Here is a 22,605-nt window from a genome sequence, read left to right as displayed (position 1 = left end):
ACAGGAATGACAATGACCAATAAAAAGAAATTATCACACAAAATGAATGACTATTTTACATTTATTGGTTTAGCGGCCATGTCAGCCGTGCTTACTGCCTGTGGTACAACATCAGCAGATAATTCTAGAAACTCGATCGAAGGGGAAAGAATTTCCGTTTTGACCTTTGAGCAGGAATTATCCGTTGATCCATTACTTCAAAGCTTACGTGTTTCTTTACCAAAGCCATACACCAACGAAGATTGGGCGCAAGCGGGCGGTAATGTTCATCATTTAAATCAACATTTGCAAATTGCCGATGTGCCAAAGCGCATCTGGGCGCGTGACATTGGCGCGGGTAGCAGCGGCCGTAAGGCACTGGTTTCTGAACCTGTCGTAAAAGATGGTGTTTTATATGCCATTGACGCGGATGCCAAGATTACAGCGCTTGATGCCAATACAGGGAATGTTTTATGGGATAGAAAGTATTCCATGGAAAATGAAACACCGATGCTAAGTTATGGTGGTGGTGTTTCTGTTGGTGATAATGCGTTGTTTTTTGTTACGGGTTATGGCCATTTCGGTGCGCTGAATCTGAATGACGGTAGTGAAATTTGGGTCGAAGACATCGGCGTTCCGATGCGTGGGTCGCCAACATATGCGGATGGGCGCGTATTTGCCATTACCCATGATAACCATATTTTCGCTTACGAAGCAGACACAGGGAATTACATCTGGGACGAGGTGGGCATTGCTGAAAATGCGGCGCTTGCCGGCAATGCAAGCCCGGCTGTGTTTGGTAATACGGTTATTGTTGCCTATTCATCCGGTGAAGTTTACGCCATGCGTGTTGAAAACGGCAGTGTGCTTTGGACGGATACATTAAACCGTCAGGGACAAATGACAGCGATGTCGAGCCTTCGTGATATTGATGGCCACCCGGTCATTTATGATGGCCTTGTTTATGCCATTAGCCAAAGCGGCCGTATGGCAGCCATTAGTCTGCGTAGCGGTATTCGTGTATGGGAGCAAAATTATGGTTCTGAACATATGCCGTGGATTGTGGGCGAATATATTTACATCGTCACCACAAATTCAGAAGTTATCTGCGTCACCCGCAGGGAAGGTCGTATCAAATGGATCACGCAGTTAGAACGTTTTCAGGATCCGGACATTCGTAAAGAACCAGTATATTGGAATGGTCCTGTTGTTGCCGGTGACCGTGTGATTGTTACGTCATCCCATGGATATGCACTGACATTATCACCATATACCGGTGATGTTGTTGGCGGCATCAGGTTGCCGGATGATGCATCAAAAGCACCAATTGTTTCAAACGGTACATTATATTTCATGGTCGATGACGGTGAAATTATCGCCATGCGTTAAACATAACGCCCGCGAATATTATTTTTTAGAATTGAGTAATCATGACATTCACAGTTGCAATCATTGGTCGCCCGAACGTTGGTAAATCAACGTTGTTTAACAGGTTGGTCGGTAAAAGACTGGCGCTGGTGGATGATACACCCGGTGTAACTCGCGACAGACGTGACGCCATGGCGTCATTGGGTGAATTTAAATTCCGCATTATTGATACGGCTGGCCTGGAAGAGGGTAAAGGAAACACCCTTTCCGCAAGAATGCGTCAACAAACAGAAGTCGCCATTGAAGAAGCCGATTTTTCAATGTTTATGATTGATGCGCGTGCGGGCATTACCCCGCTTGATAAACATTTTGCTGATATCCTGCGCCGCGGGAAAAAGCCAACCATCCTGATCGCCAATAAAGCAGAAGGCAAGGCAGGGGAAAGCGGCCTTTACGAAAGTTATACATTGGGACTTGGTACGCCAATTCCGCTTTCTGCGGAACATGGTGAGGGCTTAGCGGACCTAAGTGACGCATTTGATGAAACCTTAAGGAAGCTTGGAATTGACCCATTCGCAGAACCCGTTGAAGAGGTCGCGGTAAAATCCATCATCATTGAGGGCGAGGTCACAGAAGAAGATGAATTATTAAGCGAACAGGATGACGGGCTGCCGATGCAGCTTGCTATTGTGGGTCGTCCGAATGTGGGTAAATCCACGCTGATTAATAAAATCCTTGATGAAGACCGCATGTTAACGGGGCCGGAAGCGGGCATCACCCGTGATTCCATCGGTGTTAATTATACCTATGAAGGCCGTGAAATGCGTATCTTTGATACCGCAGGGATGCGCCGCAAATCAAAGGTACAGGAAAAGCTCGAGAAATTATCGGTCGCCGACACCATTCGCGCACTTAACTTCGCGGAAGTGGTTATTCTGATGATTGATGCGACACAGCCGTTTGAAAAACAGGATTTAACCATCGCCAGCCTGATCGTTCAGGAAGGGCGCGGTCTAGTGATTGGTTTAAATAAATATGATCTTCTTGAAAACCGTCAGGAAGTGATGAAAGACATCGCCCATAAACTTGAACATTCATTGCCGCAAATTAAAGGCATTCCGATTGTGCCCGTTTCCGCGCTTACCGGGCGTGGTGTTGATAAACTGATGAAACAGGTCTTTTCCGCTTATATGCTTTGGAACAGACGCATCAGCACATCGAAACTAAACAAATGGCTTGCTGAAACGATTCAGTATCATCCTGCGCCATCCGTTAAAGGGCGTAGAACAAAAATGCGTTACATGACGCAGGTAAAAACAAGACCACCAACATTTGCAATTTTTTGTAACAGACCGTCCGATGTGGCCGACAGTTACATCAGATATTTGCAAAATGAATTAAGATGGGATTTCGATTTACCGGGCGTACCGTTAAGATTGATGCTAAGAAAGGGTGACAACCCTTACAAAAAAGATTAAACAATAAATACACAAACTTAGGAGAATTATTAAAATGATTAGTTATGCAATGGTCGGTTCCAGAAATTTACCAAAATCAGGTGAGTTTTTCGATAAAGTTCTTGGTGTTGTTGGCGCCGAGCGCATGATGAAACGCGACACAGCCATTATGTGGGGCGTTGGCGAAGGTAAACCATTTTTCGCAGCATGTCTTCCACATGACGGACAAGAAGCAACACACGGTAACGGCACAATGATTTCATTTGGCTGTGAAACAACAGACCAAGTTGATGCAATGTATGCAGCTGCACAGGAAAATGGCGGTACATGTGAAGGTGCACCTGGTCCACGCGGCGAAGACGAGCAATATTACGTTGGTTACTTCCGTGACCCAGATGGTAACAAATTTGCTGCTTTCCATATGGCAGGTTAATTACCAATGATGATCGGCTATACGATGGTCGGCGTTAAAGATATGCAAACGTCGGCCGCATTTTATGACAAGGTTCTGGGCGCAATGGGCGCTACCAGAAAGATGGAATATGAAAAATTCATCCTTTGGAACGATGCGGCTGATAATCCTTCCTTTTCTATATGTATTCCGTTTGACGGTAACGAAGCCACCGTTGGTAACGGTTCCATGATTGCTTTTCCGGTGTCTGGCCCGGATGAAGTCCATAAAGTATATGATATTGCCATTGAAAATGGTGCTACTTGTGACGGCAAGCCCGGCATGCGTGATGGCGGCTATTATATCGGCTATTTCCGTGATCTTGACGGCAACAAACTTGCGGCGTACCATTACCCCCACGACGACCACCTATAAAAGGTGAATTTACAAGTGGGAGGAACAAATGATCGGTTACACGATGGTCGGTACGCACGACCTTAAAGCTGCGGGCAAATTTTATGATAATGTACTTGGGGTTCTGGGCGCGAAACGAAGCCTGGAAGGGGATACTTTCATCGTCTGGAGCGTCACACCCGACCAACCATCCTTTTCCGTCTGTCTACCTTTTAACGGGCAGGAATCATCATCCGGCAATGGTGTAATGACCGCATTCAATGCCATGTCACCGGAACAGGTCGATGAATTTTATCAAATCGCCCTTGATAACGGCGCAACATGCGAAGGAAACCCGGGCGAACGCACGCCGGGCTTTTACATTGGATATTTACGCGATCCGGATGGTAATAAATTTGCAGCATTTAATTTTACCGGTGAGCTTGGCGGGTAAACATACCATTTAAATTTCTCTACCCTTGTGGTATTTTAAACCTATAAGAATTGCTTATTGCAGAGTTCAGAAAAATGAATTAATGATTGGCGATAATCAATATGGGTATATAATACACGCTGTCAGGTAGAAATTAATGTCAAATTCAAATGCTATTGGTGCAAGTGGTAACAATGTTGGTCGCATGGCTTCCATCGGTTTTGCGTTGCTGCTCATGTTTGCGGTTTATAACGTTGCCGGATTAACAAATACGCTGTTATCGATGGTTGGCGTGATGATCGGGCTGGTACTTGTGTTTGGCCATTTTGGCTTTACCGGTGGGTGGTCAGCATGGATTTATCGCCGTGATGGCCGGGGCATCAGAGCGCAGATGTTAATTCTGGCGCTTGCAGCAATTATTTTTTACCCCATATTATCATCAGGCAGCCTGTTTGGTTCTCCTGTTCGGGGCTTTGTGCCGCCCATTGCAGCGGGCACCATTATCGGAAGCTTTGTATTCGGTGTGGGAATGCAGCTGGGCGGGTGTTGTGCTTCTGGTGCGTTATCATGGACAGGATCGGGCAGTTCCCGCGTTAACATGACGATTATCGGCTTTATCATTGGTGGCGTATGGGCATCAAGCGACAGCGGTTTCTGGCGGTCATTGCCGGGCGTGCGTGTCAATCTGACCAATGAATTCGGTCTTGCGGGCGGGCTTGGTGTTACTTTACTTATTTGTGCGTTGATTGTACTTGCGACACTTCATTTTGAAAAGAAGCGCCACGGCAGAATTTTGAAAAATGAAACGGATAATTCATTTTCCAGTATCGCGGATGTTTTAAAAGGAAACTGGCCGATATTGGCGGTTGTTGGTGGATTGGTGCTGGCGAATTTCTTGACATTATCCCTCGCCGGAAGACCATGGGGCGTTTCGAGTGCCTTTTCATTATGGGGGGCAAAAATGCTTAGCTTTACGGGCGTGGATTTATCAACATGGTCCCATTGGCAAGGACGCGAAGCCCTTGAGCAGTCAGTCTTTTTCGATATTACATCGGTGATGAATTTCGGCATTCTTGCGGGTGCCTTTATCGCGGCGCAAATGATGGGTTCTTTTAATGTGAAATGGAGCGATCTTGATTTCAAACTGATCGCCGTGTCCATTATTGGTGGCATAATGCTGGGTTATGGATCATTAATCGCATATGGATGTAACATCGGGGCATTCTATAGCGGTGTCAGCAGCGCCAGCCTTAGTGGCTGGATCTGGTTCGCGTCGGCATTTATGGGCAATATCGCCGGAACAATGATCAAACGTCGCTTGCAGCTTTAAATTATTGGCTTCTGCATAATTATTCAGCAGGTTTTTCTGTGCACTTTTCCGGCGTAAACAAAATGGCTGCGATTGCAGCACCTTCTTTGTCGTAATAACGGAAATCGACCTCAATCCCCATGGTTCTTAACTGTGTCATGACACCGCCATCACAGTACTGGCTATACTGTTGATCAAATATAGCCTTGGCAAATAATCCTTCGCTTAAATCTGTAGCAAGATAATTGATCATAGTATAATTATACAGCAGCCTACCGCTGGATTCACCAATGCCATCAAGTCTTGTCTCCGCGTCGAGCATCATCGGTAGTTCAAGCGTGCCTTCCGCACCTTTTCTGATGGTGTAAATATCCTTAAAGCCAAGTTCTTGCGCTAAAGTAAACTGGCTTTGAAATGCCAATGACATAATAGCGATTATTGTAAGTCGTTTGAAATTAAATGCTTTTACCAATTTTAAATCCCCTTGATGGTGGTTTTTCTTTATTGTGTAACATGGTTTGTCTGGTTTTAATATATCAGTCTTCTATACCTCTTAAAAAGCTAACCAGATTATCACCTAACTCATCACAGATGTAACCGCCTTCCTGTACCATCAGGATAGGGGTGTCGGTGTAGGATGCGATGATTTTGGCCATTTGGTTATATCCTTCGGTGGTGACCGCAAGGCCCGCGAATGGGTCCCCTTCGTATGCATCAAGACCAAGGGCGATGACAACCACTTCCGCGCCAAAGTTTTTGATTTTTTTCATGGCGTCTTCAACGCATTCCATGAATGGGTCATCACCAGAACCAAGGGGAAGGGGGTAATTGATATTGTATCCTTCGCCAGCGCCCGTGCCGATTTCATCCGTATAACCCCAGAAAAACGGGTAAAACCGTTCCGGATCAGCATGGACCGATAACGTCAAAACGTCGTCGCGGTCATAGAATATTTCCTGTGTGCCGTTGCCGTGATGTAGGTCCACATCAAGAATGGCAATTTTTGAATATTTCTTTAGTAAATTTTGTGTCGCAATCGCCGTGTTATTGAAATAACAAAAACCACCCACCGTGTCCTTTGATGCATGATGCCCGGGTGGGCGACATAATGCATAGGCATGTTTTTCACCATTTAAGATCATTTCACTGGCCTCTATCGCTGTCCATGCGGACCAGAGAATGCTGTGCCATGTGTCTTTTGAAATGGGGGCGGATGTGTCGGTTGAATGGTATCCGGCTTGCGCGGCAACGGATTTCGGGTAACCGTTGTTGCGGTTTAACGGATGAATGTTCGGGATGATTTCTTCTGATGCGCCGGGAATGCGGGACCAGCGTTCGTGGGCCCGTTCAAGATAGGAAATATATCGGTCATCATGAACCGCGCGAATGGCATCAAGGCCATAATCACCCGGGCGTGTGATGCTGTGGCCGTGTTTTTCAAGGGCGTTTTTTAATATGTCTGCGCGTTCCGGTTTTTCCGGTGTTGATGTGATGACGCCGTTCACCAGAAAGCTTTTCGGCGCGTGGGCCATCTGTTCTTCGGCAAAAACACATTTCATGATTATAATTCCTTATTTAATTCATTAAGGCTGTCGTTAATGATGGATAGAATATCGTCGATTTGTTCTTCGGTTACAATCATTGGTGGGCAAACAAGGAAATGATCACCGCTGTAGCCGCCGCGCGTGCGCCTTGAATAAATGATCAGCCCCTTATCATAGGCAATATTGACAAGTTTGCTGAAGGCTTGTTTTTCCGGTGCTAACGGTTCCATAGTCTCACGGTCGCTGACCAGTTCAAATGCGGTAAGTAGCCCTTTACCACGCACGTCACCGATAATGTCATGGTCATTCATTAATGTGTTAAGTCCCGCAATCAATCGGTCGCCCATGCCCGCACAATTTTCCATCATGTTTTGATTATAAATTTCATCAATCACCGCAAGCCCCGCCGCACATGCGATCGGGTTTCCGGCGTACGTATAGCCATGCTGAAATCCGCCGCTATCCAGAACCGTATCAACGATTTCCTGTTTCGCGGTCATGGCGCCCAGGGGAACGTAACCCGCGCCGAACCCTTTTGATGTGGCGATGATGTCGGGGTTGATATTCCAATGTTCGCACGCCAGGAATTTTCCGGTTCTGCCGACACCTGTCATAACCTCGTCATATATAAGAAAAATACCAAATTCATCACAAATATCACGAATGCGTTTATAATAACTATCTGGTGCCACAAGTGCGCCTGTGGACGCCCCGCCAACCGGTTCCATGATAAAGGCAAGAACATTGTCCGCGCCAATTTCCAGAATTTTATCATAAAGATAATCCGCATACTTAAGTCCCAGAATATCATCGGGCAAGTCATCCGTATCAAGATAACAACTTGGGGACGGGATATGTGGCACATCCATTGTCATCCCTTTAAACGGATCATTTAACGGGCCATAACTGGTCAGTGATAACGCACCCATCGTGCCGCCATGATATGACGGGGAACGGGAAATGACCTTTGTTTTATTAAGATCACCTCGTGCATATGCACATTGTCTTGCCAGCTTTACCGCGCTTTCCACGGCTTCTGAACCACCGGAAACGAAAAATATTTTATCATGGCCATCGGGGCTTAATTCAGCGACACGGGATGCGAGCTTTTCCGCGGGTTCATTTTCAAAATGAAGGCGGTAACCAAACGTGGATTTTTCCATTTGCGCTTTCATCGCCGCCAGTACATTTTCATTACTGTGGCCGATGTTTGAAACCATGGCCCCGCTTGAGCCATCAATATATCGTTTGCCATTCACGTCCCACATGTAAATGCCCTCTGCGCGATCAAGCATCGGTTTACGGTCACGTGTTTGATAAAAAAGGTGTGATTTCATTTTCATTTTCAACTGGTTGACTAAATAACTTCCCCCCTGCATTATGGATGAAACAGTTAGAAAAGAAACCTAAAAAATGGCGAAAAAGAAAAATATTATTATCACCTGCGCAGTGACAGGTTCCATCTATACTCCGACCATGAGCGACCACCTTCCGGTGACGGGCTCAGAGATCGCAACAGCGGCAATCGATGCGGCGGATGCCGGTGCATCCATTGTTCATTTGCATGCACGTGATCCGGAAAACGGCCGCCCCAGTGCCAAGGTAGATGATTTTATGGGCTTTATCCCGCAAATTCATCAGGCAACAGACGCGGTGTTAAATATTTCAACGGGTGGCAGTTCGTTAATGACGTTGGATCAACGTCTTGCGCCCGCGCGCCATATCGCGCCGGAAATGTGTTCACTTAACATGGGGGCGATGAATTTCGGTATTTTTACCTTAAAAGACAGGTATGATGACTGGAAACATGATTGGGAACCGGAATTACTGAATGCGACAAGAAGCACCACATTCAAAAACACATACGAAGACATCGATAATATCTTAAGCGACCTTGGTGACGGGCAGGGGGCAAAGTTTGAATTTGAATGTTATGACATGGGCCATATTGATACGCTGGGTTATTACCTTAAAACCGGCAAAGTAAAAGCACCGCTTTATATTCAGTTTGTCATGGGGGTAATGGGCGGTATTGGCGCCAGCCCGGAAAACCTTATGGCCATGAAAAATCATGCTGACCGTGTTTTGGGCCCGGAAAATTTTGAATTTTCGGTGCTTGGGGCGGGCTTGCAACAAATACCACTGGCGACAATGGCGGTGATTTTAGGAGGCAATGTACGCGTCGGGTTAGAGGACAGTTTAATCATGCCTGATAAGCAGCTTGCCACCAGCAACGCAGCGCAAGTTCAAAAAATTCGCACAATTATCAAGGAATTAGGGTATAATATAGCTGAGCCGGATGAGGCACGCGAACGATTGGGACTTAAAGGAAGGGACAAAATAAATGCTACAAAGTGATTGTCCAAAAGGGAATTTAATTGAAACGGGCGGGAACCTCGTTGATCTTTCCATGTGTGATCAGATGGGCCATATGACCGTACGCGAATATGCGACCGTTTTTGATGAGGCCAGTTATGAACTGGTGAAAGCATGCGGGCTTGAATTGGACGGTGAAACCGGGTTTGTTGACCTGGAAATGAATATGAAATTCATCAATGAAATCCGCGAAGGTGGCGTGTTTTACGTAAAAAGCGGCTTTGTGAAGCTTGGCACATCGTCATTCACCGCTATGCACTATATGTTCAGCAGTCTTGATGACAGCCTTATCGCATCATGCGAGGAAAAAGCCGTCATCTTTGATCTTAATAAACGGAAATCAGAACCCATGAGTGATGAATTTAAAAAGCTCGCGTCTGGTTTCTTGGTTGATTAAAAGAAGAAGTTATTCTTATCTTCTTTCCACATTTTATAATCCGCGACGATACCATTGTCGGTGAATTCTTCGGAACATAACTGCAGCATTAATGGCATCAAGTCTTCTGGTGTATCCAGTGAATTTGGATCTTCGCCTGGGGCCGCTTTCGCGCGCATTGCCGTTCTGATTGGCCCTGGGTTTAAAATATTCACACGCAGGTTTGACATTTCAACTTCCTGCGCATAGGTTTTTACCAGACATTCCAGTGCGGCTTTACTGGTCGCGTAACCGCCCCAGAAATGACGCGGGTTTCTAGCGACATTGGATGAACCCATAAAGACGGCACGGCCATGGTCCGCGGCGCGTAATAGCGGATCAAGTGATCTGATCAGGCGGAAATTGGCGGTTACATTGATATTCATCAGTTTATCAAATGTTTTTGGTTTAAGATGGCTAACCGGTGTGATGTCACCAAGGAAGCCCGCGTTACCCACCAAAATATCAAGCTTGCCCCATTTTTCATAAATCACCCCACCAAGACGGTCAATGGCGTCATAATCGGTTAGATCAAGCGGTACTAATGTCGCGTTTTCACCGCTGACGGCTTTGATTTTATCATCTAAGTCTTCAAGCGAACCAACGGTTCTGGCGATTGCGATGATGTGGGCGCCTTGTTCAGCAAGGGCGACAGCAGTAGCGCGGCCAATGCCACGTGACGCGCCGGTTACAATGGCGACTTTTCCTTGCAGGGTCATGCGCGGCTATCCGTTAATAATGAAAATTGTTTATCCGCATCGGATGCATTGTTATCGGTTAGTGGTGTTGGGTATTCACCGCTAAAGCAAGCATCGCAATATTGTGGGCATTCTTTGTTACGGTTATCTTCGCCAACCGCACGGTAAAGCCCATCAATGGAAATGAATTTAAGGCTGTCTGCGCCGATATGTTCTGCCATTTCATCAATGGTCATGTTGGATGCGAGTAGCTTTTCTTTATCCGGTGTATCAACACCGTAATAACATGGATCGGTTGTTGGCGGTGATGCGATATACATATGCACTTCTTTTGCGCCAGCTTGGCGAACCATATCAACGATTTTAACCGATGTTGTACCGCGAACGATACTATCATCAATTAGCACAACAATCTTACCGTCAAGCTCACCACGGTTTGCATTATGCTTAAGCTTTACGCCCAAGTGACGAATGGTATCAGACGGTTCAATGAATGTACGGCCCACATAATGGTTTCTGATGATACCCAGTTCAAACGGAATGCCTGCTTCTTGAGCGTATCCGATGGCGGCGGGAACGCCACTATCCGGAACAGGAACAACAAGGTCGGCATTTAACTGACATTCTTTCGCCAGTTCACGGCCTATGTTTTTACGAACCTTATAAACGCTGGTGCCGCTTGTCAGGCTGTCTGGACGTGAGAAATACACATGTTCAAAAATACACGGGCGCGGGCTGACTGATGGAAATGGTTTTGTGCTTTCCAGTCCCTTTTCAGAAATGGTGACAACTTCGCCCGGTTCAACGTCACGGATATAATCCGCGCCGATAATATCAAGTGCACATGTTTCCGAGGCAAAAATATAACTGTCGTCATGTAGCTTACCAAGAACAAGCGGACGCACACCAAGTGGGTCACGCGCACCGATCAGGCAATCTTCAGCAAGGGCCACGAATGCAAATGCGCCTTCAATCCGGCGCATTGCATCAATAAATTTATCTTGTAAGTTCAGATATGTGCTTGTCGCGATCAGATGGATGACAACTTCTGAATCGGATGTTGATTGGAAAATCGCACCTTTTTGCACAAGCTGCTTACGTAGCGTAAGTGCATTGGTCAGATTGCCGTTATGGGCAACGGCGAATCCGCCGCTTGCAAGATCAGCAAATAATGGCTGAACATTACGAAGTCCCGCACCGCCCGATGTGGAATAACGGACGTGGCCAATGGCACTGTTTCCGGGTAGTGACGAAATCACCGGCTGGGTGTTAAAGTTATCCGCAACGTGGCCAAGCGACTTGTGGGAATAAAACTGTCCTTCATGGAAACTAACGATGCCGGCGGCTTCCTGTCCGCGGTGTTGCAGTGAATGAAGCCCAAGCACCGCATGGGTCGAGGCTTCCGGTGTATTATAAACACCAAAAACACCACATTCATCGTGGAATTTATCGTCATCAAATGGTGACGTGGTTAAAGGAAGGGGCGAAGAATTCGAAGGCGTATGATGATCCGTCATTAATCCAACTCTTTATGGGGTCAATATGCCCCCTATATATTGCTAATTGTCTTATTTGTGAACTTTTTTTTTATGTATTTGAACTTTCTTTTATTAATTTATCAAGTTCATCACGATTTTTCTGTTCATATCCGGCGTCACCGCTTTCGGTTGGGAACGACGGAACCATATCTTTCAAGCGGTCTAGCGCTTCCATATCTTTTCTACGTTCTTCGAAATCAATGTCATCTTTATATGGGTTTAATGCATTGATAACGCTTGCGCCATATTCAATAAGCGGTCTTGATTTTGCCTCTTCAAACCATTCTGGGTAATTGCCCGGTGAATAAAATGGTGTTGTTAGTAAGTAAAGAAAACTTACGATCAACATACCGCGCAGCATGCCGAATAATGCGCCAAGGCCACGGTCAAGTGCGCCAATATGGCTTTCTTTGATCATTTTACCGACCATCACCGCAATGAATTTGAAAATAATCAAACTGAATATACCCAGCGCGGCATAGGTGATCATGCTGGCCATAAAGTCCGGCTGAACGAAATCAACGATAATGGGATAAAGATAAGGATGGCCTTGTAAGGTCACGATAATCGCTGCAACCCATGCAACAAGACTAAGTGCTTCTGTGGTGAACCCACGGGTAATTGCGATAACAACGGATGCGCCGATAACAATTAATACTGCAATATCAATAGCGTTAATGGTCTTATCCTTTCTCTTATTCACCAAGATTTGGTGCGATTATATCCACAAGTTTGATCAGTTGGTCAAGCTCGGCTGTTTTTATTTTCTTATTTTTAAACTTCATTTTTGACGGAATAAAGGCTTGGGTAAAGCCAAGCTTTTCCGCTTCTTTTAATCTGGCGTCCGCTTGTCCGACTGGTCTGATTTCCCCGGACAGCGCGATTTCACCAAAAATAACCGTTTCTTCGGCGATCGGGTCACCGGATAATGATGATATAAGCGCCGCCGCAACCGCAAGGTCGGCTGCTGGTTCTGAAATTTTAAGGCCGCCCGCCACATTTAAATAAATATCAAAGGCCCCAAGCCCAAGACCACATCTGGCATCAAGCACAGCGATAATCATCGCAAGACGCGCGCTATCCCACCCAACAACAGCGCGGCGAGGTGTGCCAAGGGAACTTTGCGCCACAAGTGCTTGTACCTCAACAAGCATTGGGCGTGACCCTTCCATGCCCGCAAATACGGCGGAACCAACCACATCACCGTCACGGTCCCCAAGGAATAATGCAGACGGGTTTGATACTTCGGACAGCCCCAGTTCACCCATTTCAAAGACACCGATTTCATCAGTGCCACCGAAACGGTTTTTCACCGCGCGTAAAATTCTGAATTGATGGCCGCGATCCCCTTCGAAATAAAGAACGGTATCAACCATATGTTCCATCACGCGTGGGCCAGCAATTTGTCCGTCTTTGGTGACATGCCCGACCAGAAGAACGCATACATTTTTCTTTTTCGCGAACCGGATTAATTCCTGCGCGGATGTGCGAACCTGCGCCACCGTTCCGGGGGCGGATTCGATGGTGTCCGCATACATGGTCTGGATACTGTCGATCACCACAACATCCGGGCAGTCGCCCTTTGAAAGGGTGGCAAGGATATCGCGAAGATTGGTTTCTGATCCCAGTTCAACATTACTTTCCGCAAGTCCCAGACGTTTCGCACGCATTCTAACCTGGGCCACGGATTCCTCGCCGGAAATATAAACGGTTTTATGGCCGCCATCGGCAAGCTTGCTCATGGATTGTAAAAGAATGGTTGATTTACCAATACCCGGATCACCACCGATCAGGATCGCTGAACCGGGCACAAGGCCGCCGCCAGTAACGCGGTCAAATTCACCAATGCCCGATTTCATTCGGGGCAGGGCTTCGTCTTCGCCCTTTAATGCGGATAATTCAATGATGTTGCCTTTGGCGTTTGATGATTTGCCAAGGCCGGTAGGGCTGTTTTCCGATGCTTCCTCAGTAAGGGTATTCCATTCGCCGCACCCTTCGCATTGGCCCGCCCATTTTGAATATGTGCTGCCGCATGAATTACAAACATAAATGCGTTTTGGTCTTGCCATATCCTAAAATTATCCTTTCAGGATTTCCATTTTGATCGGCCCTTCGGCCTTACCGTTAATGAATTGGTCAATATAATCATTGCCGCTTTGGTCGATTTTGTCTTTTGGTCCGGTCCAGATCATATCTCCATGATACAGCATGGCAACATTATCGGCGATTTTTCGCACAGATGACATGTCATGGGTAATGGTAAGTCCTGTTGCACCCACATCTTTTACGCATTCAACGATTAATTCGTTAATCACATCAGACATAATTGGGTCAAGGCCCGTTGTCGGTTCATCAAAGAATATAATTTCCGGGTTCGCAGCAATAGCACGGGCAAGGCCCACACGTTTCTGCATTCCGCCGGATAATTCCGCCGGGCTTAATTTACCCACATCGGGGCTAAGGCCCACGCGGCGAAGCTTTTCAATGGCGATTTCTTTTGCGTCTTTACGGTTATAAAGGCGCTGCGCCAGTAAGCCGAACGCCACATTTTCCCATACAGGTAAACTATCGAACAGGGCCGCACCCTGAAACAGCATGCCGAATTTATTTAAAACTTTTTTTCGGTCATTGGGTTTGATGCCGACCATTTCTTGACCATCAATTTTGATGCTGCCGCCATTGGGTTCCAAAAGCCCCAAAATACATTTAAGCGTCACTGATTTACCGGAACCGGAACCACCAATAATCACCATATTTTCGCCCGGCATCACATCAAGGTCGATGCTATTTAACACAACCTTGTCACCAAAGCGTTTGTTTAGGCCCTTTAGGCTTATTTTCGGAACGATATTATTCATGATGAAAAGAACATCTCCGTCACGACATAATTGGATAGCAGGATCATAATACAGGCGGAAACAACCGCATTGGTGGTTGAAATGCCAACCCCTTGTGCGCCGCCACGGGTATTAAATCCGTGATAACATCCCATTAATGAAATAAAGAAACCAAACACGGCCGCTTTGGTTAAACTGGCCATCACGTCAATTGCTTCTAAGAAATCAACGGTGGATTTAATGTAATTGCCGCTGTTAAAGCCAAGCTTCGCGGTTGCAAGCAGATACCCACCAAGCACACCAATTGTATCCGCAACAACAACAAGCATCAGCGGCATCATAATCACGGTCGCAAGAATGCGCGGTGCGATTAAATATTTAAAAGGATCGGTTGAAAGGGTGGTAAGGGCGTCAATTTGTTCCGTCACACGCATGGTGCCTAGTTCCGCCGCCATGGATGCGCTGACGCGTCCCGCGACAATAAGGCCGCAAAGCGTCGGGCCAAGTTCACGGACAATACCAATCACCACGATTGTGGGAAGCGTGCTTTCTGCGTTGAAACGGGAACTACCCTCATAAATATTAACCGCGAGCGCCGCACCGGTGAACAGTGTGGTTAACCCGACAACTGGCAATGAATAATAGCCAATATTCATCATTTGGCGGAATAATTCACGGGGATAAAAAGGTGGCAAGAATATATGGCGAATACCATTAATGGCGAAAAGCCCGACACGACCCGCTGCCCGTAAAAAAGAAAATACAACCCGTCCGATGACGGCCAAGAAATTCATTAAGCTTAAACCTTATAATATTTTTTATAACGCGGACCGATGCCCGTCATTAATTCATAATGCCCTAGAGTAGAGTTTTCGGCCACCATTTCAAGTGTTATATTTGGCCCCAGTATTTCTGCATAGTCTGTAACGGTTACGTGGTTAAATTTATCGTCCGTTATGTCAATGGCGATCATATCCATGGATACTTTACCAATTACATCTGCCATGTGACCGCCGACCCATACTTTGGCCTTACGGTCGCTTGTTTTTAATGTACCGTCGGCATATCCCACATTCAGAAGCGCGATGCGTGATTTTTCCGCCGCCGTCCATAATGAATTATAACCAACCGCCATACCCGGTTCAATTTCACGGATTTGCAGGATTTTTGCCCGTAATTCAAATGCTTGTTTAATACCGTTTGGACGCACTGGCAATCCCGGATTGCCGCCATAAAGCATGATACCGGGACGCAGTAGATCAAAATGATAATCACGGCCCAAAAATACACCGCCGGAATTACATAGACTGCCTTTCGCATTCGGCAGTTGATAACGAACGCGTTCGAATTTATCCAGCTGCATTTCATTGCTTGGGTGACGCGCTATTTCCGATTGGATAAAATGGCTCATGACCAGATCGATATTTAAATCATTGGGTGTGTTCAGGAATTCTTCGGTTTGGCTTTCGGTAAATCCAAGGCGGTTAATCCCCGTATCAAAATGAACACCGCATGGTGCCTTTTTCCCGTACCACAATGCCACCTGTGACGGGTCATTCAAAATCGGCGTGATGTTATGATCCAGATAAGTATCTACCTGATCCGCGAAAAGGCCGTTAAACACATAAATTTTTGCGTCCGGTAAAATGTTGCGTAATGTCACGCCCTCAACCAGACCTGCCACAAAGAAAGTATCGCAATCCGTATTATGATAAAGGGCAGGGGCGACCTTATTCGCGCCAAGGCCATATGCGTCGGCCTTAACCACGGCGGCGCAAGTTGCACTGTCCGACTGGCTTTTTAATGTTTCATAATTATTGATGATTGCCGCAAGATCAACGTGTAGTTCCGCTGACGCGTTCCCAAGAACCTGATCGATGCTCATTACTCAAATTTTTCCGGTAGATGGTCTTCATCAACTGGTAAATCACTAAACTTGGTGATTTCCGCTTCGAATTTAAGCTCGATGATGCCTGTTGGGCCGTGACGCTGTTTACCAATGATAAATTCCGCCATGCCGAATAGTTTCTCACCTTCTTCAAGCCAGGTGATATGTTCCGGTGTGCCGGGGTCAGGTTGCTGCTGATTATGATAATATTCGGGACGGTACACGAATGTCACCATATCCGCGTCCTGCTCAATGGTTCCAGATTCACGAAGATCAGAAAGAAGCGGGCGTTTATTATCACGGCTTTCGATAGTACGGCTTAGCTGCGAAAGCGCAATCACCGGAATGGCGAGTTCCTTCGCAAGGCCCTTAAGACCACGTGTGATTTCGGAAATTTCCTGCACACGGTTTTCACTGCCGCCCTTGCCGGACCCACGTAGAAGCTGAAGATAATCAACAATCACAAGACCCAGATTATGCTGTCTTTGCAACCTTCTAGCGCGGGTTCTTAAGGCACCAATGGAAAGGCCCGGTGTATCATCAATGAAAAACGGAAGGCTTTCGAGTTCCACAGCAACGCGGGAAAGGCGGTTGAACTGATCCTGATCCAATTTACCCTGACGCATGTCCTGTGATGATAATTGTGCCTGTTCCGCAAGAATACGGCTGGCGAGCTGATCCGCTGACATCTCGAGCGAGAAGAAACCAACAACGGCCCCTTTGTTTTCGCTGTCGGGAACACCCAGTTCTTTATCATGTTTATATGCTTTGGCAGCATTAAAACCAATGTTGGTGGCAAGCGCCGTTTTACCCATAGCCGGACGACCCGCAACAATTAAAAGGTCAGATTTATGTAATCCACCGATTTTACGGTCAACACTGTTAAATCCTGTTGTAACACCGGCCAATTCACCCTTACGGCGAAGGGCGTTACCGATCACATTCACGGCGGTGATGGCGGATGTTTTAAAATCTTTAAAGCCGCCCTCTGTGGTGCCGCTTTCGGCCATGCCGTATAATTTTTTCTCGGCTTCTTCGATCTGTTCTTTTGATGTTTCTTCAACATCAAACTCGTATGCCTTATTTACAATGTCGGTACCCAGATCAATAAGACCGCGTCGCATGGAAAGATCATAAATAAGCAGGCCATAATCAACCGCATTGATGATGGTGATCGCCGATGCCGCGAGTTTCGATAAGTAAATACCGCCGCCCACTTCGTCGAGTAGTTCATCTTTTTCAAAAAACGGCTTTAACGTCACGGGGGTGACCAATTGCCCTTTTTCAATCATCGTTGAACAGGCAGCGAATATTTTCTTATGAGCACCGTTGGCAAAATGTTCAGGAAGCAGGAAATCCTGTACTTTTTCAAGTACTTCATTGTTAACAAGGATCGCGCCCAAAAGCGCTTGTTCCGCTTCCAGGTTATGAGGAATTTCCTTATAGGAAATGTCCTCTTCCGCAACAGCATGCGGGTCCATTTCATCACGATCATTATCCTGAATGATCGGCATTTCCGTTAAATCTGACATTCTAAAACTCGAAAAAGTATTGTTGAAAAAAATTATATTCGATTTATTTATTATTCTAAACAAAAAAATAATAGCTTTTTTATTTCACAATTGAATATTGGGAATCCTTAATGACAAATTATAATGACAAAGAATGGTATTCAGTGAAAATTGAATTGATTTGTAATGTTAGCAATAAGAATACAGATGATGAAACTTTGTATGAAGAAAGTACCAGGATTTATAAAGCTGATAGTGAAGTTCAAGCTAAAATAATAGCTGAAAAAGATATAAGAGAAAATATCTGTGAATATAAAAACCCTGATGGCGATAATGTCTCTTGGGAATTTATTAAAATACTGGATGTCCAAGCATTATATGAAAAAGAGATTTTTGAGGGGATGGAAGTATACTCTCATTTAAGATGGGGAGTTGCTTTGAAACAAGGTTCGTCACTCTGAACTTGTTTCAGAGTCTCTTGCACGAGATGCTGAAACAAGTTCAGCATGACAGATGAGGGCTAGAATATTTCTTATAATTATATTTGCCTTGGGTTTTATAACCTTCTTGGGGCGTTATTGATATGTTAATGACTTTTGATTACTATTGCGATTAAGGCTTTATACACCTTTAAGTATACCATGGGGACAAACCTTATTTAAGAGAATGGCTTTGATGGTGGAAGTAGTGACGTTTAGAAATAGCCTGTTCGTGTTTTTGTGCGTAATATTAGGTTATTCTAATGTATATTCTCAGGGCTCTGTTGATTTAAACTTAACAGAGGAAGAGCAGCAATGGATTGCAGAAAATCCTGTGATAAGAGCTGCGAATGAAAGAAGTTTTTATCCGTTTGATTTCACAGATGAAAATGGCGGGGCCGCCGGTTTTTCTGTCGATTATTTCAATTTATTAGCAAGAAAAGCAGGCATAAACGTTGAATATGCCAATGGATACTCTTGGGGTGATCTTTTGGGCATGCTTGAAAGAAAAGAAATCGACGTTGCCCCATCAATTATCCGTAATACTGAACGGGAAAAATTCCTGATTTTCACCGAACCTTACGTCAATTCACCGATGATTTATATCGGGTTAGGGGGATCAGACAGGATCGAAAGTTTAAATGATTTGCGTGGCAAAAGGATTGGTGTTGTTAAGGGCGGTGTCCCGGATATTACATATAGTTCGCGTTATCCGGAACTGGATATCGTCAGGTTTAATAATATATTAGAATCCTTAAGCGCATTAAAATCAGGTGAAACGGATATTGCGGCCGTCTTAAAACCGGTTGCAGAATATTATATTGGTGAAAGCCCCGAAGATAACATTGAAATTATTGGTGATCGGTTTTTCCCGGATACAGGTAACGAAAGTAGATTACGTGTTGGTATTCGAAATGATTGGCCGATTTTAAGGTCAATTCTGGAAAAGGCAAAAGATGCCATTAGCCAAAATGAATATCAATTTATTGCCAATAAATGGAATTTACATTCTTTGGTAGAAAGGCGCATTGCCCTTACACAGGAAGAACTTAAATGGCTTTCGAACACAGATAAAGTCAGGGTCGCTTTTTCTACTACGCAACCATTTTCAATAGTGCATGAAGATGGTGAAATAGATGGCATGATTGGGGATTATTTAAAAATTTTCAGTGAAGAATTAGGCATACCGTTTGAATGGGTTGGCAATGAAACCTGGGCAGAGGGAATGGAAATGTTAGGTCGCGGTGAGGTTGATCTTTTGCCGCTGATTATTTCCACGCCGGAAAGAAGAGAGGTTTTATCATTTACAGAGCCGATATTTTCATCGGCGAGGCTAATATTCGCGCGTGATGGCAATGATATATTTGCCAATATGGAGGCTCTTAGTGGGCGAAAGATTGCACAAGTTGCTGGAATTGCTGCGGTTAAGATGATCCGCGAAGATTATCCCGAAGTCGAAATCGTCGAAGTCGCAGATATCCCTGAAGCATTACATCTGGTCAGTACCGGTGAGGTAGATGCTTATGTAGGCGGTATTCCATTTACAGCTTATCATATTGTTAACGGCGGCTATTCACAGATTAAAGTCGTGGGTGACACACCGTATATCTTGGATTATTCGATGGGTGTAAGCACGGAAAAACCGTTGCTGGCCAGTATCATGAAAAAGGCCGTCAATTCAATTTCCCCAAGAGAAAAAGCGGAAATCACCAGAGATTGGTTATCGTTAAGCATTGAAGAGCAACCGAATTATGAATTGCTGGTAAGGATCGTTTTATCTTTTGCTGCGGTAATTCTGATCATTATGCTTTGGAATTATAAATTAAGAAACGAAGTTAAACGAAGGAAAGAAACCGAAGAAAAACTTATCCGTTCCCGCAAAGCAGCCGAAAAAGCAAATAAGGCAAAATCAACATTCCTTGCCAATATGTCGCACGAAATCAGAACGCCGCTTAATGCCATAATCGGTTTTTCCGATGTTATGTTAATGGATGCTGACTGGAATAAAAAAGAGGCAACCTATAAAGATTATATCAAAGACATTAATTATAGCGGACAGCATTTAGCCACTGTTATCAATGACATACTGGATTTATCAAAAATCGAAGCCGGAAAATGGACATTAAACGAAGAAGATTTTTCAATAAAAGACACCATTGAAAAATCCATCATGATGCTTGGCCCCGAAGCCGAACAAAAAGATATTAAAATTATTTATGACAATGAAGATAATGACGAAAACCTGACGCTTTATGGTGATCCACATGCCATTGACAGGGTCGTGATAAATTTACTGTCGAATGCTGTTAAATTCACGGATAATGGCGGCGAAATTAAAATCAATACACATGTACTAGTTGATGATACCATTCAAATTCAGATATCAGACACCGGCATCGGCATTGCACCGGATAGATTAAAATATGTGATGATGCCGTTTGAACAGGCCCGCGGCGAATATGACCTTAATCAAGAGGGTACGGGCCTTGGCCTCGCGATTGTTAAAAAGTTGGTGGACCTTCACGGTGGAATATTCAAACTCGAAAGTGAGCTGGGTAAGGGAACCACGGCATCAATGCTCTTTTCCGCGAAACATTAATCTTTCTTGTAAATATAATCGCTCTGGTCTTTATAACTCATAACCTTGCCAACTTCATTGCGCAGGAACGTCATGACATCGGCTTCTGTCCCATCATCATTAAGACGGATGAATTTATCACCTTCTAAATGGCGGAATTTGGTGATGGCGTTTATGGGGTTGCTGCTTGAAAGATAAAATGAAATCAGGTTGTCACCCCATTGCATAATATAGCTTTCATCGCCCCATGGTTGGTTATCATAAAACCCTTGATATTCACTGAAATCATATTGGGATGGGGCATTATCCGCTTTTAACACGGGGCCAAAGACATCCATCATCACATAATTGATTTGCAGTGGTGATGTATCATGGGTGTTCATTAAAGTAACCGCCCCCAGTTTTGCACCCGGTTCAATGGTCGTTTGTGATGTGTGGCCAGTCATGACACCGCCGTGGCCGATATATGATTTGCCGCCGCGGTAATTTGTGCGAAACGCATAACCCACATCCATGCTTGATCCCGTATCCACGGCGTGGGCGCGGGTCATTTCACGGAATGTGCCTTGTTTAAGGACTTCATCACCCTTGCCATCAATAGCACGCAATTGCCACATCAGGAATTTGGCAAGATCATTTGCTGATGATGAAATTCCGGCGGCGGAAGTTGTTGCCTTTGTATCGATAAAGGGAACTTCCATTCGGGTTTGTTTGCGGTCTAATTTACCGTATCCAACCGCCAGTTCATTACCGTGTTTACTTGCGTCCACATTGGTAAATGTATTTTCAAGGCCCATCGGTTCAATGATTTGTTCGTGTACATATTGATGATAGCTCACACCCGATGCGCTTTCGATAATTTGACCAAGCAAAATAAACCCAAGGTTCGAATATTGATATTTTTCATTCACCGGATAAAGCGTTTCGATTTTCGATGTACCCTGTTTTAGTTCGTCAAGTGACGGAAAAGGATATCCGTCACGATATGACCAATAGGGAAGATCCGGTTCATAGGGCAGGCCGCTATTGTGGGTTAGTAATGATTTAATGGTAATGGGATCGGACTGGTCAAATTTTTGTTTGATATTGTACCAGTCGATATGTTTTTCAATCGTATCATCAAGGTTTAATTTACCTTGATCACGCAATTTCAATATGGCGAGCGCTGTAAATAATTTCGAATTGGACGCAATACGGTAAAGCGTATCAGGAGTCGCACCCCCGAATGAACGAGAATAGATAAGTTCCTGATCATTCACAAATGAAACGGAAATACTGGGCCATTTATTATAGTCTTTCTGCGCATCAAGCCATGTATCCATCAAATGTGTTGCCTGCTCAATGGTTTGGGCATTTGTTTGGATGATGGCAGTGAATATACAAAGTGATGCGATAAATAAATGACGCATGA

22 protein-coding genes are annotated in these 22,605 nt (G+C 45.1%); 10 read left to right on the top strand and 12 right to left on the bottom strand.

Annotated elements, in window-relative coordinates; translation table 11 throughout:
• Positions 1-12: 12 nt before the first annotated feature.
• The 6 genes from KW060_RS08985 (at position 13) to KW060_RS08960 (ending at position 5,351) form a co-directional block, all read left to right on the top strand.
• Positions 13-1,368, top strand: coding sequence for an outer membrane protein assembly factor BamB family protein (locus tag KW060_RS08985; protein ID WP_249034483.1), 1,356 nt, complete (start codon positions 13-15; stop codon positions 1,366-1,368).
• Positions 1,369-1,409: 41 nt separating this feature from the next.
• Positions 1,410-2,825 (top strand): ribosome biogenesis GTPase Der, encoded by a 1,416-nt coding sequence (gene der, locus KW060_RS08980; protein WP_249034482.1) that lies wholly within the window; start codon positions 1,410-1,412, stop codon positions 2,823-2,825.
• 34 nt (positions 2,826-2,859) lie between these two features.
• Positions 2,860-3,237 (top strand): VOC family protein, encoded by a 378-nt coding sequence (locus tag KW060_RS08975; protein WP_249034481.1) that lies wholly within the window; start codon positions 2,860-2,862, stop codon positions 3,235-3,237.
• A gap of 6 nt (positions 3,238-3,243) precedes the next feature.
• On the top strand, positions 3,244-3,630 hold the full coding sequence (locus KW060_RS08970) for a VOC family protein (RefSeq protein ID WP_249034480.1): 387 nt from the start codon (positions 3,244-3,246) through the stop codon (positions 3,628-3,630).
• 28 nt (positions 3,631-3,658) lie between these two features.
• Positions 3,659-4,042, top strand: coding sequence for a VOC family protein (locus tag KW060_RS08965; RefSeq protein ID WP_249034479.1), 384 nt, complete (start codon positions 3,659-3,661; stop codon positions 4,040-4,042).
• 136 nt (positions 4,043-4,178) lie between these two features.
• Positions 4,179-5,351 (top strand): YeeE/YedE family protein, encoded by a 1,173-nt coding sequence (locus KW060_RS08960; protein ID WP_249034478.1) that lies wholly within the window; start codon positions 4,179-4,181, stop codon positions 5,349-5,351.
• Between the two features lie 19 nt (positions 5,352-5,370).
• On the opposite strand, the gene KW060_RS08955 is transcribed toward KW060_RS08960, so the two are convergent.
• The 3 genes from KW060_RS08955 to KW060_RS08945 form a co-directional block, all read right to left on the bottom strand.
• Positions 5,371-5,802, bottom strand: a complete 432-nt coding sequence (locus KW060_RS08955) for a hypothetical protein (protein ID WP_249034477.1) — start codon at positions 5,800-5,802, stop codon at positions 5,371-5,373.
• Between the two features lie 64 nt (positions 5,803-5,866).
• The gene (locus tag KW060_RS08950) at positions 5,867-6,889 is read right to left on the bottom strand and encodes a histone deacetylase family protein (RefSeq protein ID WP_249034476.1); all 1,023 of its coding nucleotides are present in this window, start codon (positions 6,887-6,889) and stop codon (positions 5,867-5,869) included.
• A gap of 2 nt (positions 6,890-6,891) precedes the next feature.
• On the bottom strand, positions 6,892-8,211 hold the full coding sequence (locus tag KW060_RS08945; RefSeq protein WP_249034475.1) for an aminotransferase family protein: 1,320 nt from the start codon (positions 8,209-8,211) through the stop codon (positions 6,892-6,894).
• Positions 8,212-8,287: 76 nt separating this feature from the next.
• Here KW060_RS08945 and kce point away from each other — a divergent pair, with 76 nt between their 5' ends.
• Both kce and KW060_RS08935 read left to right on the top strand, forming a co-directional pair.
• Positions 8,288-9,232, top strand: coding sequence for a 3,5-dioxohexanoate:acetyl-CoA acetone transferase (gene kce, locus KW060_RS08940; protein ID WP_249034474.1), 945 nt, complete (start codon positions 8,288-8,290; stop codon positions 9,230-9,232).
• Entirely contained in the window at positions 9,219-9,647 is a 429-nt protein-coding gene (locus KW060_RS08935; RefSeq protein ID WP_249034473.1) for an acyl-CoA thioesterase, read from the top strand. The genes kce and KW060_RS08935 overlap by 14 nt, the downstream gene beginning before the upstream one ends.
• Here KW060_RS08935 and KW060_RS08930 read toward each other — a convergent pair.
• The 8 genes from KW060_RS08930 to KW060_RS08895 form a co-directional block, all read right to left on the bottom strand.
• Entirely contained in the window at positions 9,644-10,384 is a 741-nt protein-coding gene (locus tag KW060_RS08930; RefSeq protein WP_249034472.1) for an SDR family NAD(P)-dependent oxidoreductase, read from the bottom strand. The two genes, KW060_RS08935 and KW060_RS08930, sit on opposite strands and share 4 nt — an antisense overlap.
• The gene (gene purF, locus KW060_RS08925; RefSeq protein ID WP_249034471.1) at positions 10,381-11,880 is read right to left on the bottom strand and encodes an amidophosphoribosyltransferase; all 1,500 of its coding nucleotides are present in this window, start codon (positions 11,878-11,880) and stop codon (positions 10,381-10,383) included. The genes KW060_RS08930 and purF overlap by 4 nt, the downstream gene beginning before the upstream one ends.
• A gap of 70 nt (positions 11,881-11,950) precedes the next feature.
• On the bottom strand, positions 11,951-12,604 hold the full coding sequence (locus tag KW060_RS08920; protein WP_249034470.1) for a CvpA family protein: 654 nt from the start codon (positions 12,602-12,604) through the stop codon (positions 11,951-11,953).
• A complete protein-coding gene (radA, locus tag KW060_RS08915; protein ID WP_249034469.1) occupies positions 12,597-13,970 on the bottom strand; it encodes a DNA repair protein RadA in 1,374 nt (457 codons plus the stop codon). The genes KW060_RS08920 and radA overlap by 8 nt, the downstream gene beginning before the upstream one ends.
• 9 nt (positions 13,971-13,979) lie before the next feature.
• Complete coding sequence (locus tag KW060_RS08910) at positions 13,980-14,759, bottom strand: ABC transporter ATP-binding protein (RefSeq protein WP_249034468.1); 780 nt, start codon at positions 14,757-14,759, stop codon at positions 13,980-13,982.
• Positions 14,756-15,532, bottom strand: a complete 777-nt coding sequence (locus tag KW060_RS08905; protein ID WP_249034467.1) for an MlaE family ABC transporter permease — start codon at positions 15,530-15,532, stop codon at positions 14,756-14,758. Before KW060_RS08905 ends, KW060_RS08910 begins: the two co-directional genes overlap by 4 nt.
• 5 nt (positions 15,533-15,537) lie before the next feature.
• Positions 15,538-16,623 (bottom strand): alanine racemase, encoded by a 1,086-nt coding sequence (gene alr / locus KW060_RS08900; RefSeq protein WP_249034466.1) that lies wholly within the window; start codon positions 16,621-16,623, stop codon positions 15,538-15,540.
• Entirely contained in the window at positions 16,623-18,107 is a 1,485-nt protein-coding gene (locus KW060_RS08895) for a replicative DNA helicase (RefSeq protein ID WP_420833184.1), read from the bottom strand. Before KW060_RS08895 ends, alr begins: the two co-directional genes overlap by 1 nt.
• A gap of 161 nt (positions 18,108-18,268) precedes the next feature.
• Between KW060_RS08895 and KW060_RS08890 the strand changes: the two genes are divergently transcribed.
• Together KW060_RS08890 and KW060_RS08885 are read left to right on the top strand one after the other, a co-directional pair.
• Positions 18,269-18,598, top strand: coding sequence for a DUF4288 domain-containing protein (locus KW060_RS08890; protein WP_249034464.1), 330 nt, complete (start codon positions 18,269-18,271; stop codon positions 18,596-18,598).
• A 205-nt stretch (positions 18,599-18,803) separates the two neighbouring features.
• The gene (locus tag KW060_RS08885; protein ID WP_274757237.1) at positions 18,804-21,215 is read left to right on the top strand and encodes a transporter substrate-binding domain-containing protein; all 2,412 of its coding nucleotides are present in this window, start codon (positions 18,804-18,806) and stop codon (positions 21,213-21,215) included.
• On the opposite strand, the gene KW060_RS08880 is transcribed toward KW060_RS08885, so the two are convergent.
• On the bottom strand, positions 21,212-22,603 hold the full coding sequence (locus KW060_RS08880; RefSeq protein WP_249034462.1) for a serine hydrolase domain-containing protein: 1,392 nt from the start codon (positions 22,601-22,603) through the stop codon (positions 21,212-21,214). The genes KW060_RS08885 and KW060_RS08880 overlap by 4 nt on opposite strands.
• Positions 22,604-22,605 lie beyond the last annotated feature (2 nt).

The sequence above is a fragment of the Pseudemcibacter aquimaris genome (assembly GCF_028869115.1).
In the GTDB taxonomy this organism is placed as follows: Bacteria; Pseudomonadota; Alphaproteobacteria; order Sphingomonadales; family Emcibacteraceae; genus Pseudemcibacter; species Pseudemcibacter aquimaris.
Note: the sequence above shows the minus strand (reverse complement) of the source record. Positions and strands in the feature narration are given on the sequence as shown.